Source organism: Enterobacter sp. Tr-810, from assembly GCF_011752765.1.
Taxonomy (GTDB): Bacteria; Pseudomonadota; Gammaproteobacteria; order Enterobacterales; family Enterobacteriaceae; genus Enterobacter; species Enterobacter soli.
The window spans coordinates 149,325-165,626 of the sequence record NZ_VWWW01000003.1 but is presented as its reverse complement, the minus strand read 5'-3'; the positions used below and the strand labels follow the sequence as shown (position 1 = coordinate 165,626).

General features: G+C 51.7%; 16 protein-coding genes. 3 read left to right on the top strand and 13 right to left on the bottom strand.

The features are described from left to right. Positions 1–24 precede the first annotated feature (24 nt). The gene (locus tag F3J30_RS10890; RefSeq protein WP_014069135.1) at positions 25–483 is read right to left on the bottom strand and encodes an Lrp/AsnC family transcriptional regulator; all 459 of its coding nucleotides are present in this window, start codon (positions 481–483) and stop codon (positions 25–27) included. Positions 484–598: 115 nt separating this feature from the next. Between F3J30_RS10890 and F3J30_RS10885 the strand changes: the two genes are divergently transcribed. Beyond that, on the top strand, positions 599–1,645 hold the full coding sequence (locus F3J30_RS10885) for a PLP-dependent cysteine synthase family protein (protein WP_166717249.1): 1,047 nt from the start codon (positions 599–601) through the stop codon (positions 1,643–1,645). A gap of 40 nt (positions 1,646–1,685) precedes the next feature. Here the strand turns inward: F3J30_RS10885 and cof are convergent, their stop codons facing one another. Continuing rightward, the gene (gene cof / locus F3J30_RS10880; RefSeq protein ID WP_014069133.1) at positions 1,686–2,504 is read right to left on the bottom strand and encodes an HMP-PP phosphatase; all 819 of its coding nucleotides are present in this window, start codon (positions 2,502–2,504) and stop codon (positions 1,686–1,688) included. Between the two features lie 102 nt (positions 2,505–2,606). Here cof and F3J30_RS10875 point away from each other — a divergent pair, with 102 nt between their 5' ends. Together F3J30_RS10875 and queC are read left to right on the top strand one after the other, a co-directional pair. Then, positions 2,607–4,307 carry an SgrR family transcriptional regulator gene (locus F3J30_RS10875; protein WP_166717248.1) on the top strand — a complete coding sequence of 567 codons (1,701 nt, stop codon included), beginning with the start codon at positions 2,607–2,609 and terminating at the stop codon, positions 4,305–4,307. Between the two features lie 65 nt (positions 4,308–4,372). Further along, the gene (gene queC / locus F3J30_RS10870) at positions 4,373–5,068 is read left to right on the top strand and encodes a 7-cyano-7-deazaguanine synthase QueC (RefSeq protein ID WP_014069131.1); all 696 of its coding nucleotides are present in this window, start codon (positions 4,373–4,375) and stop codon (positions 5,066–5,068) included. A 1-nt stretch (position 5,069) separates the two neighbouring features. Here queC and F3J30_RS10865 read toward each other — a convergent pair whose 3' ends face one another. The 11 genes from F3J30_RS10865 to bolA all read right to left on the bottom strand — a co-directional run bounded on the left by F3J30_RS10865 (position 5,070) and on the right by bolA (position 16,157). Then, a complete protein-coding gene (locus F3J30_RS10865) occupies positions 5,070–5,399 on the bottom strand; it encodes a helix-turn-helix domain-containing protein (RefSeq protein ID WP_166717247.1) in 330 nt (109 codons plus the stop codon). Then, a complete protein-coding gene (locus F3J30_RS10860) occupies positions 5,386–5,736 on the bottom strand; it encodes a type II toxin-antitoxin system RelE/ParE family toxin (RefSeq protein WP_166717246.1) in 351 nt (116 codons plus the stop codon). The genes F3J30_RS10865 and F3J30_RS10860 overlap by 14 nt, the downstream gene beginning before the upstream one ends. Positions 5,737–5,784: 48 nt before the next feature. Next, positions 5,785–6,183 (bottom strand): YbgC/FadM family acyl-CoA thioesterase, encoded by a 399-nt coding sequence (locus F3J30_RS10855; protein WP_014069130.1) that lies wholly within the window; start codon positions 6,181–6,183, stop codon positions 5,785–5,787. 99 nt (positions 6,184–6,282) lie between these two features. Beyond that, positions 6,283–6,669 carry a helix-hairpin-helix domain-containing protein gene (locus F3J30_RS10850; RefSeq protein WP_166717245.1) on the bottom strand — a complete coding sequence of 129 codons (387 nt, stop codon included), beginning with the start codon at positions 6,667–6,669 and terminating at the stop codon, positions 6,283–6,285. Positions 6,670–6,817: 148 nt separating this feature from the next. Then, positions 6,818–8,689, bottom strand: a complete 1,872-nt coding sequence (ppiD, locus tag F3J30_RS10845; RefSeq protein ID WP_166717244.1) for a peptidylprolyl isomerase — start codon at positions 8,687–8,689, stop codon at positions 6,818–6,820. Positions 8,690–8,901: 212 nt separating this feature from the next. Continuing rightward, positions 8,902–9,174, bottom strand: a complete 273-nt coding sequence (gene hupB, locus F3J30_RS10840) for a nucleoid-associated protein HU-beta (RefSeq protein WP_002444653.1) — start codon at positions 9,172–9,174, stop codon at positions 8,902–8,904. 210 nt (positions 9,175–9,384) lie between these two features. Beyond that, complete coding sequence (lon, locus tag F3J30_RS10835) at positions 9,385–11,739, bottom strand: endopeptidase La (protein WP_014069127.1); 2,355 nt, start codon at positions 11,737–11,739, stop codon at positions 9,385–9,387. Between the two features lie 183 nt (positions 11,740–11,922). Further along, positions 11,923–13,197, bottom strand: a complete 1,275-nt coding sequence (gene clpX, locus F3J30_RS10830; protein ID WP_010428107.1) for an ATP-dependent protease ATP-binding subunit ClpX — start codon at positions 13,195–13,197, stop codon at positions 11,923–11,925. 127 nt (positions 13,198–13,324) lie between these two features. Next, a complete protein-coding gene (gene clpP, locus F3J30_RS10825; protein ID WP_014069126.1) occupies positions 13,325–13,948 on the bottom strand; it encodes an ATP-dependent Clp endopeptidase proteolytic subunit ClpP in 624 nt (207 codons plus the stop codon). Between the two features lie 260 nt (positions 13,949–14,208). Then, on the bottom strand, positions 14,209–15,507 hold the full coding sequence (gene tig / locus F3J30_RS10820) for a trigger factor (RefSeq protein WP_014069125.1): 1,299 nt from the start codon (positions 15,505–15,507) through the stop codon (positions 14,209–14,211). Positions 15,508–15,839: 332 nt separating this feature from the next. Beyond that, complete coding sequence (gene bolA / locus F3J30_RS10815) at positions 15,840–16,157, bottom strand: transcriptional regulator BolA (RefSeq protein ID WP_041162004.1); 318 nt, start codon at positions 16,155–16,157, stop codon at positions 15,840–15,842. Between the last annotated feature and the right edge of the window lie 145 nt (positions 16,158–16,302).

The window sequence follows — 16,302 nt, the reverse complement described above, 5'->3', positions numbered from 1 at the left end:
TTTTCCTGAAGGTATTTTACGAAGTTATTCAATAGGTAATGCTGTGGTGTATTTTATTTGTTCCATAGCGAAGCTCGATGTGACGTCCGACAAGCCCGGTACACTGTTGACCAGTCGCTTATAAAAATCATCGTAACGCTTCATATCGGCCACCTGGACGCGCATCAGATAGTCATATTCCCCTGCCATGCGCCAGAACCCGAGAACCTCCGGCATTTCAGAGACCTGAGTGACAAAGCGGCAATACCAGTCGCTGCTGTGATGCTGCGTTTTTATCAGGACAAATGCGGTCAGTCCAAGCCCCAATTTTTCGGGATCTAAAAGTGCAACACGCCCCAGCAAAATGCCGTCATCTTCCAGCTTTTTGAGGCGCTTCCAGCACGGTGTGGTGGTCAGATTAACGGCATCTGCCAGCGCCTGCAAAGAGAGGGTGCAGTCGCTTTGCAACAATGAAAGAAGCTTGCGGTCAATTTTATCTAGCATACCCACCTCGCAGAGAAAATTTTTCTCCCTTCATTCTATTTTAAAGGTCAGATAGCAACAATTTTTTCTGTGCTTTTCGCTATGCTGGGCACAAAATGACAAACGGATACATACGATGAATAGCACCTGGGTCAAACATGCCATCAGCGAAATAAATGCCGACTATCAGCGCTCGGCAGATACCCATTTAATCCGCCTCGCTCTGCCTGGATTTGCGGGCATTCAGCTCTACCTGAAAGATGAAAGCACCCATCCTACCGGTAGCCTGAAACATCGCCTGGCCCGTTCGCTATTCTTATACGGTTTGTGTAACGGCTGGATTAAAGAAGGCACCACGATCATTGAATCGTCATCAGGCTCCACCGCGGTATCCGAAGCCTATTTTGCCCGGCTGTTAGGCCTGCCGTTTATCGCCGTCATGCCCTACTGCACGGCCAAACGCAAAATTGAGCAAATTGAGTTTTACGGCGGGCGTTGCCACTTTGTCGAAAGCGCCTGCGAAATTTACGCCGCTTCTGAAATGCTGGCTCGCGAGCTGAATGGTCACTATATGGATCAGTTCACCTTTGCCGAGCGAGCGACGGACTGGCGCGGGAATAACAACATCGCGGACAGTATCTTCCGCCAGATGACGCACGAACCTCATCCCGTTCCTTCATACATTGTGATGAGCGCAGGCACGGGCGGTACGTCGGCCACCATTGGCCGCTACATCCGCTGCCAGGGTTACGACACACAGCTGATGGTGGTTGACCCGCAGAACTCCGTATTTCTCGACTACTGGCAAACCCGAGATGCCGCACTGCGTAGCCCGGTGGGGAGTAAAATTGAAGGTATTGGCCGCCCGCGCGTTGAGCCCTCGTTTATTCCCGATGTCGTCGACGAAATGCTGCGCGTACCTGATGCAGCAAGCGTTGCGACAGCGCACTGGCTGGAAACACAGCTCGGCCGCAAAGTGGGTGCCTCTACGGGCACAAACATGTGGGGCGCGTTGCAACTGGCCGTGCGGATGCGCGATGAAGGTCGCACCGGCTCTATCGTTACGCTGCTGTGCGACAGCGGCGAGCGTTATCTTGATACCTATTACAACGCAGAGTGGGTGCAGGCGAATATCGGTGATATTGAACCCTGGAAGGCGCAAATCGCGCAGCTGCTGAAATAAAAAAAGCCAGACCGAAGTCTGGCTTGCTGGAAGGGTCTCACTATTCGGGGGAATATGGGAGGTTGTTTTTGTCCAGCCAATGAGTCAAAAAGTGGGACACCGCTTCGTTACGGCAGTGTCCAATAACGGGCAGATGAGGTAGCTCCGCTTTAAGCTGCGGCATCGCATTCCCCATAATCAGACCGCGGCCGACGCTTCCCAGCATCTCGCGGTCGTTCATGGCGTCGCCAAACGCCATACAATCCTGCATCGTGAAGCCCAGATGGTTGCTCAGTACCGCCAGCGCCGAGCCTTTATTGCAGCCCACTGGCAGCACCTCCAGGCAATCAACCGCCGAGAACGTCAAATGTGCACGGTCGCCTAATGCCTCATTAAGCTGAATGCGCAGACGGCACAGATCGTCATGATCGCCGCAGAAACAGATTTTCGTCACCGAGTGCGCGGGAATACGGCGCAGATCGATTAACTGATATTTAAAACCGCTATAGACATGTGCGTGCAGCATTTCCGGTATTTCTCGCCCGGTAAACCACCCTTCGTCATTAAAGACATGCACGCTGGCCTGGGTATCCCAGGTACTGTGCAGCACAATATCCGCCACTTCCGGGCTGAGATCCTGACGATGCAATACATCCCCTTCAACGGAGTGAATTCGCGTCCCGTTGCCGGTTATCAGAAACGCATCCAGCGAAAAAGCCCCGAGCAGATGGCGCATTTCCAGCACATGGCGGCCCGTGGCAAAAGTCAGGGTAATATCATGCTCATGCAGGCGCTTCAGGGTATTCAGGGTTTTATCGCCTAAACGGTGATCCGGCATTAACAGAGTGCCGTCCATATCAAATGCAGCGAGCCTGGCCATGATTACTCCCGAAAATGTGATGCGTTTAACTTGTGCATCAGTATTGCCTGAGATATACGGAAGTAATAGTGAATAGATGGAAATTATTGTTCCGGGTTTATCATGCGCCAGCTTAATCGCCTCAATCAGTATCAACGCCTGTGGCAACCTTCAGCAGGTGCGCCGCAGCAGGTCACCATTACCGAGCTCGCCAGCCGCTGTTTTTGCAGTGAGCGGCATGTGCGCACACTCCTGCGCCAGGCACAGGAGGCAGGCTGGTTAAGCTGGCAGGCCCAGTCCGGGCGCGGTAAGCGCGGCACTCTCACGTTTCATGTCACGCCAGAATCGCTGCGTAATGAGATGATGGAAGAGGCACTCAAAAGCGGGCACCAGCATAACGCGCTGGAACTGGCGCAGCTTGCGCCTGAAGATTTGCGCGCGCTGCTCCACCCTTATCTGGGCGGGCTTTGGCAAAATGACACCCCGACGCTGCGGATCCCCTATTACCGCTCCCTGGATCCACTTGTCCCGGGCTTTTTACCCGGGCGAGCTGAGCAGCACCTGGCAGGGCAAGTGTTCTCCGGGCTGACGCGTTTTAACGGCACCAGCAGCGAACCCACGGGCGATCTTGCTCACCACTGGGAGGTATCAGCCGATGGGCTACGCTGGGATTTTTACATCCGCTCCACGCTGCACTGGCACAACGGCGATAAAGTCGAAACGGTGCAGCTACAGCAAAGTCTGACAGCACTGCTGGCCTTACCGGCCCTGCGTAAACTGTTCCAGAGTGTCTCGCGCATCGACGTGACGCATCCCCAGTGCCTGACCTTTATTTTGCATCAGCCGGATTACTGGCTTGCGCACCGGCTGGCGACGTATTGCAGTCGCCTGGCGCATCCTGAACAGGCCATGACGGGCAGCGGGCCGTTCCGTCTGACCGTGTATGATCCCGATCTGGTTCGCCTGGAGAGTCACGAGCAATATCACCTGAGCCATCCCCTGTTAAAAGCGATTGAGTTCTGGATAACACCGACACTCTTTGACTATGGGCTGGGTACAAGCTGCCGTCATCCCGTGCAAATCGCCATTGGGGAGCCTGACGAACTGGCCAGCCTGCGTCTGGTGAGTAATAGCACCAGCCTGGGCTTTTGCTATCTCACCCTGAAACAGAGCCCACGATTAAGCGAAATGCAGGCAAGACGGCTGATCAATATCATCCACCTCACTGAACTCTTGCATACGCTGCCGCTGAACGAGGGGCTGATTACCCCAACGCAGGAAATGCTCCCCGGATGGAGTATTCCGCAGTGGCCGGCGCTCAGGGATGTTCAACTGCCGAAAACGCTGACCCTGATTTACCATCTGCCCGTCGAGCTACACACGATGGCGAACCAGTTAAAACAATATCTTGCGCAGCAAGGATGTGACCTTACGGTGATATTCCACGACGCGAAAACGTGGGATGGCTGTCTGAGGCTTGCAGATGCGGACATCATGATGGGTGACAGATTAATCGGCGAAGCACCGGAATATACGCTTGAGCAGTGGCTACGCTGCGATGCGCTCTGGCCGCATCTGCTGAGCGCCCCTCAGTTTGCCCATTTGCAGGCTACACTGGATGCCGTTCAGACCCAGGCCGATGAGCAAGCACGGCATATCGGTCTTAAAACTATATTCACTGGATTAATGGAGAGCGCAGTGCTGACGCCCTTGTTCAACTACCAGTATCAAATCAGCGCCCCTCCGGGTGTGAACGGTATCCAACTGAATACCCGTGGCTGGTTTGATTTCACGCAGGCCTGGTTGCCAGCACCGAAATCGTGAAGAAGCTGGTCGCCGTCGTGGTCAGGCGGTAACATGACGCTTTACCGTCACTGTCGAGATAATTTATGAAACGTGCCGTCGTCGTGTTCAGCGGAGGACAAGATTCCACTACCTGCCTGGTTCAGGCCCTTCATCAGTATGATGAAGTTCACTGTGTAACTTTCGATTATGGCCAGCGTCATCGTGCTGAAATCGACGTTGCCCGCGAACTGGCGCTGAAACTGGGGGCGCGTGCGCACAAGGTACTGGACGTTACGCTGCTAAATGAACTGGCCGTCAGTAGCCTCACCCGCGACAGTATTCCTGTTCCTGACTACGAACCTGATGCCAGCGGCATTCCGAATACCTTCGTACCAGGCCGTAACATCCTGTTCCTGACCCTGACTGCGATTTACGCCTATCAGGTAAAAGCCGAAGCCGTGATCACCGGCGTCTGTGAAACCGACTTCTCCGGCTACCCGGACTGCCGCGATGAGTTTGTTAAAGCGCTCAATCACGCGGTAAATCTGGGGATGGCGAAAGATATCCGCTTTGAAACGCCGCTGATGTGGCTCGATAAAGCAGAGACCTGGGCGCTGGCCGACTACTGGGGCAAACTGGATATGGTCCGCAGCGAAACCCTCACCTGCTACAACGGCATTAAGGGCGACGGTTGCGGCCAGTGCGCGGCCTGTAATCTGCGTGCGAATGGGCTGAACCACTATCTGGCTGATAAAGCTGGCGTGATGGCAGCCTTGCAGAAAAAGACCGGGCTGAAATAAGTTACTTCGCCGTGCTGTCGAACAGTTTTACGCCGGCAGCACGGGTGACTTTCACCAGCGTTGTCAGCGTTGGGTTGCCGTTTCCTGACAGGGTTCGGTAAAGCTGTTGACGGGAAAGCCCTGCTTTTGCAGAGATTTCGCCAATACCGCCCTGGGCTTCAATGACTCGCCTTAACGCAATTAAATATGCCGGGATCCCCTGGTCTTCGTAAATCTCCTCCAAAGCAACCTGAAGGTATAGCTGAGCGTAAGACGGATTTTCTCGAAGCATCTTAACGACGGCCTCATCATGGCTGACGGAAGCAGGATAGTTTCGTTCACTTTTTCTCATCCGGTTTATCCTTTTGATAGTCTTTCCAATAGCCTATTGCCAGTTTTATGTCCGATGATTGGCCCTTTTTGTCACTGCCAACTAGCAGCAACAGGACCTCCCGATGTTCAACAGCAAAATAGACTCGATAACCGGGACCAAAATCCATTTTCATTTCCCAGACGCCGCTTCTCAGATAACGATAATTCCCGAAATTGCCTTTTTCCGCCCGGTCTATTCGCAGAAGGATCCGAAATGCTAACTCCGGATCCTTCTTCTGCATTTTCGTTACCCATTCCTCACACGGAATTTTCCCATCACGGGTCTGGTAACGTACAACGACGTAGTCCCTGTCCATTATTCTATCCCTGACAAAACCTTTTGTCTTTTATAAAAGACAAAAAATCTACACGATCATCAACTCCAGCTTTTCACGCAGTTCACCTTCCAGCGGCAGCGCTTTCTGGGTTTTAAGATCAATACAGACAAAGGTGATCAGCGCATCGGCAACCACCTGCCCTTCAGGATCAAGTGTTACCACCTGGCTTAACACACCACTTTTCCCGTTTAGCTGCTGAACCTGGCTGGTGACGGTAAGGACATCTCCCAACACGGCCGGACGACGGTAGTTGATATTAATATTGACGACCACGAATGCGATGTTGTGCGCGGTCAGCCACTGAAAGCTTTCGCTGTTTTCCAGCCCGTCCCAGCGAGCCTCTTCAAGAAATTCGAGATAGCGGGCGTTATTCACATGCTGGTACACATCGAGGTGATACCCGCGGACTTTGATTTTTGTCTGCATAGCGCAATAGCCTTTACTGTTGTTATAGGATTAGAGGTCATAACTGGTATGACCTCTTTATCCTGGCAAATTTTTGCCGCTGTGCAAGTAATTGCGTGATTACAACGTCAGGTGTGAGAGATTGCGCTCAACCAGTGAACTGCCCATGCCCGGAACTTGCTTAAGATCGTCGATGGTTTTAAAAGGACCATACTCTTCACGGTAGCTGACGATAGCCTGCGCTTTTTTCAGCCCGACACCGTTCATTGCGCGGGCGAGATCTTCCGCAGAAGCTGAGTTGATACTGACTCGCGTACCGTCATCATTTACGCTTTTGGCGCCAGGCACTGCTTTTGATGGAGAAGCCGTCTGCCCATTTACCGATGACTCGGCTTTAGTCTGCACAGCCGGTGTTTTATCAACTGCCGTGGCAGCATTTGCCACCTGTACAATCCCACCACTGGCAAGCGCCAGAGTAATGAAGAGCGCTTTGATTCCACGTTTCATGCTGTTATCTCCTTGTTTGTTGACAGCCACGTCACGATAGCCGCGCCGCAAAACAGGTACAAACAGCAGATTGCAGAAATGGAAAAGGCCGCGAAAGCGGCCTTTAGATATTGCAGTACGTTACGAAAATCTGCGAGCAGATACGTAATTATTGCTGCTGAGTAATGATGTCACCCAGCTTGATTTTGGCTTCTTTACGCAGGTTGCTCATCATTGCTTCGAATGCGATCTGGGCATTGTTTTGCGTAATGCCCTGAACCATCGCTTTCTTCTGCGCTTCTGGCATGGTGCCTGCTTTCACTTCATCCAGCGCCAGCAGAACAATGTTACCCTGCATGTCGGAGGTTGTGCCGAAGCTTGGCTTATCTTTCGCAGGCAGGCTAAGACCAAATGCCGCCTGGCTGACAGGATCCTGACCCGTGCGGCTCAGCGTTTTCGCCTCACCGAAGCTCAGACCCGCCGCTTTCAGCGCATCATCTTTACCTGCTTTCAGGTCGGCCAGGATCTTCTCAGCATCCAGTTTCGCCTGCTGCTCTGCTTTGTTGTGCTTAACCTGTGCGACAACCTGATCTTTCACTTCTGCCAGCGGTTTTACCGCCTCTGCTTTGTGCTCGGTCACACGCAGAACGAATGCGCGGTCGCCGTCTACGGTAATGATGTCAGAGTTGCTACCCGGTGTGCCGTTCTCGCCCACCAGACCACCGTTGAAGATGGCATCAGAAACCGGTTTAAAGTTCAGCTCTTCCGGCAGGTTGTCGTGACCAAACCAGCCCGTCTCAACCGCTTTCGCGCCGGCAGCCTGCTCTGCACCCGCCAGTGATTCGTTGTCATTGCTGGCAGCGTCACTCACTTTCTGCTGCAAGGCATAGAAGGCATCCAGCGCTTTTTCCTGTTTCACTTTCGAGGCGATATCGTCACGAACGTCAGCCAGTGGTTTGGTTTTCGCCGCTTCAATGTCGTCAAGACGTGCAACCAGGAAGCCAACGGAAGATTTGATAACACCAGACAGCTGGCCTTTCTCTTTCAGGCCGGCGTTTTTCAGTTCATCCGGAGTCGTTGCGTCTTCCAGCCAGCCCATATCACCGCCATTTTTTGCGGAGATAATGTCAGTGGATTTTGCTTTGGCTACTGTCGCGAAATCAGCACCTTTGTTCAGCTCATCCAGCACGGCTTTAGCATCAGCTTCAGTTTTGGTCTGAATCACGCTGTAACGGTTACGCTGAGGCTGAGTGAACTGATCCTGATGCTGATCGTAGTAAGACTGAATGTCCGCGTCAGAGGCCGTTTCCTGCAACGCAGCAGCATCCAGTTTGATGTAGCTTACACGGAACTGTTCTGGCGCAACGAAGGCGTTCTTGTTCTGCTCATAGTAAGCGTTAACTTCGTCATCGCTCACCTGCTGTTTCGCAGCCAGGGCAGCAACATCAATGGTTGCTTCACGGACAACACGCTGCTGAGACACCAGTGCAGCCAGCTCGTCAGTTTCGCCTTTGAGCATAAAATCAGTACCCACCACGGCATTGATCAGCTGCTGAGTTGTCAGCTGATTGCGCAGCGCCTGGGCGTATTGGTCAGCAGTCATGCCCATCTGATTAACGATGCTGTTGTAGCGTGCGTTATCGAATTTGCCGTTAGACTGGAATGCCTGCGTAGAGAAAATGGCTTTTTTAACCTGCTCGTCGCTGATACCCAGACCCAGATTCCTGGCATACTGGTCAAGCAACGCTTCGTCAATCAGGCGGTTCAGCGTCTGCTGACGCAGAGTTTTCATGTAACCTTCATTTGCCGCCAGCTCTGAGAACTGATCGCCCAGCTGTTGCTGCATACGGTTACGTTCACCCGCGAAAGCGTTCTCGAACTGTCCACGGCTGATTTCCTGGCCATTCACTTTTGCGGCATAGTTGGCGCCAGCGCCGATAAGGTAACTGCTCACGCCGGTCAAAATGAACGACACGATAATGATACCGAAAATAATCTTGAGCACGAGACTGTTAGCAGCCGTGCGTAAGCTGTCCATCATGGTGTAACAACACTCCGCTGTAGGTGACTGGTTACCTGACGCTGACGGAAAATCCTGACCGTCGCGCGTAAAGTCGTATTGTGACAAGAAACCGGGGCAATTGTCAGCCCACAACTCGCATAAACTCGAACAAATCAGGTCTGGACAAACAAAAAAGGCACATCAAATGATGCGCCCTTGTACTTTTCAGCTTCCCTGAAACGAGAAAGCAATCAGTTTACTGCGTCTTTCAGCGCTTTACCGGCACGGAAGCCCGGCACTTTAGCAGCAGCAATGGTGATCTCTTTACCGGTCTGAGGGTTACGGCCAGTACGGGCAGCACGCTCTTTAACCGCAAAAGTACCGAAACCTACCAGTGCAACATCGTCCCCAGCTTGCAGAGATTCAGTAACAGAAGCAATTAAAGCATCTAACGCACGTCCAGCTGCAGCTTTAGAAATATCAGCACCCGCAGCAATTTTGTCAATCAGTTGAGATTTATTCACTGTTCTCTTCCTCTCTTTATAATTTATATCGCACCTGAATCCTTCACAGCGCGACCGCGCAGCAGTTATATCAGGCCTGCCATGACCTTACAACACCCGTTGTTGATGGCTAGCCCAATCAGCAATCTAAATTAGCTATACAAAAAAAGGCTGGCAAGTCCGAAATGACTTACCAGCCTTGTTTTTATTGACGCTCTTTGCGCGAGGTCACTATTTTGCAGTTACAACCTGCATTCCAGAGGGTTCATTCTGCAATGCGAGAGTCAGAACTTCCTCAATACGCTTCACCGGATGGATGTCCAAATCGGCAATAACGTTGTCCGGAATCTCTTCCAGGTCGCGCTTATTTTCGTGCGGAATTAATACGGTTTTGATCCCACCACGGTGTGCAGCCAGAAGTTTTTCTTTCAGACCGCCTATTGGCAGAACCTGACCACGCAGCGTGATTTCGCCCGTCATCGCCACATCGGCACGCACCGGGTTCCCGGTCAGACACGAAACCAGTGCCGTGCACATGGCAATACCGGCGCTTGGGCCATCTTTCGGTGTTGCACCTTCAGGTACGTGGACGTGGATATCGCGTTTTTCGTAGAAATCCGGGTTGATACCCAGTTTTTCCGCGCGCGCGCGCACCACAGTCAGCGCAGCCTGAATGGACTCCTGCATCACTTCACCCAGGGAGCCGGTGTACGTCAGCTTACCTTTGCCCGGAACACAGGCGGTTTCGATGGTCAGCAGATCGCCGCCCACTTCCGTCCATGCCAGACCGGTAACCTGACCTACACGGTTCTCGCTGTCCGCACGACCGTAGTCGAAACGCTGAACACCCAGATATTCGTGCAGGTTGTCGCCGTTAATCTCGATGTGCTTCAGGGTTTTATCCAGCAGCAGCTGTTTAACCGCCTTACGGCACAGTTTAGAGATTTCACGCTCAAGACTACGGACACCCGCTTCACGCGTGTAGTAACGAATAATGCTGATAATGGCACTATCGTCAACCGTGATCTCGCTATCTTTCAGTGCGTTACGCTCAATCTGCTTAGACAGCAGATGGCGTTTGGCGATGTTCAGTTTTTCGTCTTCGGTGTAACCGGACAGACGGATCACTTCCATACGATCCAGCAATGGAGCCGGAATGTTCATGGAGTTAGAGGTCGCTACGAACATCACATCGCTCAGATCGTAGTCAACTTCCAGATAGTGATCGCTGAATGCAACGTTCTGCTCTGGATCCAGCACTTCAAGCAGTGCTGACGCAGGATCGCCACGCATGTCAGACGACATTTTGTCGATTTCATCGAGCAGGAACAGCGGGTTTTTAACCCCCACTTTCGCCATCTTCTGAATCAGTTTGCCCGGCATTGAACCGATGTAAGTACGACGGTGGCCGCGGATTTCAGCTTCATCACGCACGCCGCCAAGCGCCATACGGATGTACTTACGCCCGGTCGCTTTGGCAATAGACTGACCCAAAGAGGTTTTACCTACCCCTGGAGGCCCTACCAGGCACAGGATTGGGCCCTTCAGCTTATTCACACGGCTCTGCACCGCGAGATACTCAAGGATACGGTCTTTGACGCGCTCAAGGCCGTAGTGGTCGGTATCGAGGATTTCCTGAGCCTGACGCAGGTCTTTTTTGACCTTGCTGCGGGCATTCCACGGAACCTGAACCATCCACTCAATGTAGCCGCGGACAACGGTCGCTTCAGCCGACATCGGAGACATCATTTTCAGCTTTTGCAGTTCTGCTTCCGCTTTTTCTTTCGCCTCTTTCGGCATTTTTGCCGCGTCGATCTTACGCTTCAGCGCTTCGTTTTCGTCCGGAGCGTCGTCCATTTCGCCGAGCTCTTTCTGAATCGCCTTCATTTGCTCGTTCAGATAGTACTCGCGCTGGGATTTCTCCATCTGCTTTTTCACGCGGTTGCGAATGCGTTTCTCAACCTGGAGCAGATCGATTTCGGATTCCATCATTGCCATCAGATATTCCAGACGTTCATTCACGTCGGACATCTCCAGCACAGACTGTTTATCTGCCAGTTTCAGCGGCATGTGAGCAGCGATGGTATCGGCCAGACGTGCAGGATCGTCAATGCTGTTCAGCGACGTCAGCACTTCTGGTGGGATTTTCTTGTTCAGCTTGATATAGCCTTCAAACTGGCTAATGGCCGTGCGCACCAGCACTTCCTGCTCACGTTCATCAAGCTGTGGCGAATCGAGGTACTCTGCTTTTGCAGAGAAGTGTTCGCCATTGTCAGACAGAGTGGTAATACGCGCACGCTGCAAACCTTCGACCAGCACTTTGACGGTGCCGTCTGGCAGTTTCAGCATTTGTAAAATAGAGGCCACGGTCCCGACGGTGAAAAGATCGTTTACACCCGGCTCATCCGTTGAAGCTTCTTTCTGCGCAACCAACATGATTTTTTTATCATGATCCATGGCGGCTTCAAGGCAACGGATAGATTTTTCCCGCCCTACAAATAAGGGTATGACCATGTGCGGATAAACCACCACATCGCGCAACGGCAATACGGGGATTTCAATGCGTTCAGAACGCTCAGGATTCATAGAGCTCTCTCTTAGTTTAGTGTCCGCCAGGTAATCAGGTTGTGTAACTGTGCTTCACACAACCATTAACATGTAAGCAGTATATGGGGATGTTTCCCACACATTCAACGCCATGAATACGGAAAAAGTAAAGGGGGGATAAAATCCCCCCTTTTTTAATAACTGCTTGTATGATTTGGTGAATTATTCGCCAGATGCCTGCTGTGCTTCAGGCTTACCGTAAATCAGCAGCGGCTTCGTTTGACCACCAATGACTGACTCATCAATAACCACTTTTTCGACGTCTTCCATAGAGGGAAGATCGTACATGGTATCAAGCAGCGCAGCTTCAACGATGGAGCGCAGACCACGAGCACCGGTTTTACGCACCATTGCTTTTTTCGCAATGGCATCCAGCGCTTCGTCACGGAACTCCAGCTCAACACCTTCCAGATTGAACAACGCCTGATACTGTTTAGTCAGTGCATTTTTCGGTTCTTTCAGGATCTGAATCAGAGCGTCTTCGCTCAGTTCGTTCAGCGTTGCAACAACTGGCAGACGGCCGATGAACTCAGGGATCAGACCAAATTTGATCAGATCTTCGGGTTCAACCTGCGACAGCAGTTCGCCTTCGTTCGGTTTTTCAGACGTCGACTTCACCGTCGCGCCAAAACCGATGCCTGAGCCAGTTTCAACGCGGTGTGAGATAACTTTGTCCAGACCCGCAAACGCACCACCACAGATAAACAGGATCTTGGAGGTATCCACTTGCAGGAATTCCTGCTGCGGATGTTTACGACCACCCTGCGGTGGAACAGCAGCAACGGTACCTTCGATAAGCTTCAGCAGTGCCTGCTGCACGCCTTCGCCCGACACGTCACGCGTAATGGATGGGTTGTCGGACTTGCGGGAGATTTTATCGATCTCATCGATATAAACGATCCCACGCTGCGCTTTCTGCACATCGTAATCGCACTTCTGCAACAATTTCTGGATGATGTTTTCAACATCTTCACCCACGTAACCGGCTTCGGTCAGCGTGGTGGCATCAGCCATCGTGAACGGAACATCCAGCAGGCGAGCCAGCGTTTCAGCTAGCAGCGTTTTACCGGACCCGGTAGGGCCGATCAGCAGAATGTTACTTTTACCCAGTTCTACGCCATTGCTGGTATCGCCGTTACGCAGGCGTTTGTAGTGGTTATAAACCGCCACCGCCAGCACTTTTTTAGCTTGTTCCTGACCGATGACATAGTCGTCAAGGTGATGACGAATCTCATGCGGGGTTGGCAACGCGCTACGCTCACGGTGAGGTGCTACTTCTTTAATCTCTTCGCGAATGATGTCATTACATAAGTCGACACATTCGTCGCAGATATACACGGACGGCCCGGCAATCAGTTTACGCACTTCATGCTGGCTTTTGCCGCAAAAAGAGCAGTACAGCAGTTTGCCCGAACCATCTTTGCGTTTATCTGTCATGAGTCCAAACCTCTTTTTAAGTTCTTTGTGCCGCACATGACGACGCAAATGCCATTCTCAGACGCAAGCTGCTATCAAGCAGCGTGCCGCCCTACCTTAGTATAGCGGCACACTCGCGTCGCGGGCATCAATTACGATGGGTCAATACGGAGTCGACTAAGCCGTACTCAACTGCCTCTGGTGCAGAGAGGAAGCGATCGCGCTCGGTATCGCGCTCGATCTGCTCAAGGGATTGACCCGTATGCTGCGCCATAAGTTCATTCATGCGCGCTTTTACTTTCAGAATTTCGCGGGCGTGGATTTCGATATCCGTCGCCTGGCCCTGATATCCGCCCAGCGGCTGGTGAATCATCACGCGGGAGTTTGGCAGGCAGAAACGTTTACCTTTCGCACCTGCGGTTAACAGGAAGGCACCCATTGATGCCGCCTGTCCCATACAGATGGTGCTCACATCCGGCTTGATGAATTGCATGGTGTCGTAGATAGACATACCCGCCGTGATCACGCCACCAGGTGAGTTGATATACAGGTAAATGTCTTTTTCCGGGTTTTCCGCTTCCAGAAACAGCATCTGCGCGACGATCAGGTTAGCCATGTGGTCTTCCACCTGGCCGGTCAGAAAGATAACGCGTTCCTTGAGCAGACGGGAATAGATATCAAAAGAACGCTCACCACGTGAGGTCTGTTCAATAACCATTGGCACCAGAGCCATATGGGGTGCAAAGTTGTCTCGTTCGCCACTGTATGACATTTCCGTCTCCTGGATCAAAATTGAAAACACCTGCTGTACTGATTGTAACCTTATGGACGGATTATCAGCCAGTCTCATTCATCGTGATTACATACTTATGGGGTTCGCATCGCCCTATTTCAAGCATAACAACCTTTTGTTGTTACGCTAACACTGAAAGGGCGTTTTAGCACTCTTCCTGGGCTATTGGTGCGATAAAAAAAACCCGTCGCCGGAAGGCAACGGGTTTTTTGTTCAAACTTTAAACCGTTGAGACGAAATTACGCCTGCTGGTTCATCAGTTCGTTGAAAGAGGTCGCTTTTTCGGACACTTTAGCTTTCGCCAGTACCGCTTCAACAGCCTGCTCTTCCAGCGCTACGTTGCGCATGTTGTCCATCAGTTCTTTGTTGCTGCCGTAGAACTCGACAACTTCTGACGGATCTTCGTATGCAGAAGCCATCTCTTCGATCAGGCCTTTCACACGCTCTTCGTCAGCTTTCAGTTCGTGGGTACGAATCACTTCGCCCAGCAGCAGGCCAACAACCACACGGCGTTTAGCTTGCTCTTCGAACAGTTCGCGCGGCAGTTCCATCGCTTGTTGCTGGTTGCCACCGAAACGCTGAGCAGCCTGACGGCGCAGAACGTCGATTTCGTTGTCAATCAGTGCAGCTGGAACGTCGATTTCGTTCGCTTTCACCAGGCCTTCGATCGCCTGAGATTTCACACGGTTACGCACAGCGCCGTTCAGCTCGCGTTCCATGTTTTTACGTACTTCGGTACGCAGACCAGCTACAGAACCATCTTCAACGCCGAAACGTTTGATGAATTCTTCAGTCAGTTCTGGCAGTTCGCGCTCTTCAACTTTCTTCAGGTTGATAACGAACTTCGCTGCTTTACCTTTCAGGTTTTCAGCGTGGTATTCTTCCGGGAAGGTCACGTCGATAGTGAACTCTTCGCCAGCTTTGTGGCCTTTGATACCGTCTTCGAAGCCTGGGATCATACGACCCTGGCCCATTGCCAGTACGAAGTCAGACGCTTTACCGCCTTCGAACTCTTCGCCGTCTACAGAACCGGTGAAGTCGATGGTTACACGGTCTTCCGCGTCAACAGCGCCTTCTTTATCTTTCCAGTTCGCCTGCTGCTTGCGCAGGGTGTCCAGCATCCCGTCTACGTCTTCGTCGGTAACGGAAACGATCGGTTTTTCAACTTCGATAGATTCCAGACCTTTCAGCTCAACTTCTGGGTACACTTCGAACTCTACAGAGTAGGTGAAGTCTTCGCCCAGTTTGTATTCGCCTGGAACGTAGTTCGGCGCGCCAGCTGGATTGATTTTTTCTTTGATGATCGCATCGATAAAGTTGCGGCTCATCAGGTCACCCAGCACATCCTGACGCACGGAGGCGCCATAACGCTGAGCAACAACATTCATCGGTACTTTACCCTTACGGAAGCCGTCAATACGTACTTTTTTGGATACGTTGACCAGCTCGCTTTTCACAGCAGTTTCGATGCTGTCAGCAGCGATAGTAATCGTTACACGGCGGCCAAGGCCTTGAGTGGTTTCAACTGAAACTTGCATCTTGTTACCTCAAAAAAATCACAGTGCTCGGTCAACTCTGAATCTGTCTCGCAATACCGGGATGCTCTCTATTTAGCAGATTCACATTCCCTGTCGCCAGAATCATCCCGAAGACATTCATTAAGACGCGGCATTATAGCGGCATCACTTAGGTGAGTCGAGAACGGTTAGGGTATGTTGCTGCGGCTTTTTTCACACTTTAAGGCTATTTTTAGCCTTAAAAACGCACCATACGCTCAAAACTCAGACAAAACAAAACGGCCCGAAGGCCGTTTTGACGTAATCTGCTAGCAACATACTGGAAAAACTCCAGCGGTTGCAAATACGATTTTTCAGGCGATGGTGCCTGCACCACGACAAGGTGGCGATGCAAAAACCGTATCTTGCAAGCCTTCCCATTCTTTGATGGTGTAAGTATGAAGCGCCAGTGCATGAACCGTTGCCGAAAGTTCTTCAGTTAACGTGCCGTAGATCATACGGTGTCGATTAAGAAAACGCTCTCCAGCGAAGCGGTCACTTACCAACACCACTTTAAAATGACTTTCAGACCCTGCCGGTACGTTGTGACGATAGCTTTCATCGACGACTTCGAGGAAAACGGGGTTGAACGCTGCCCTTAATTTGTCTTCTATTTGCTCACGTATCATCATGAAATTACTCCTCCGACAACGCTAAGATGTCACCCATCCCTTTAAATGTTAGCCGCTTTTACCGGTTCCATTACAACAACACAACAAATATTTAGCTTTCGTCTGATTTTCTCAGCCAAACGAATGAAGTTCACTGTGAGGCTCA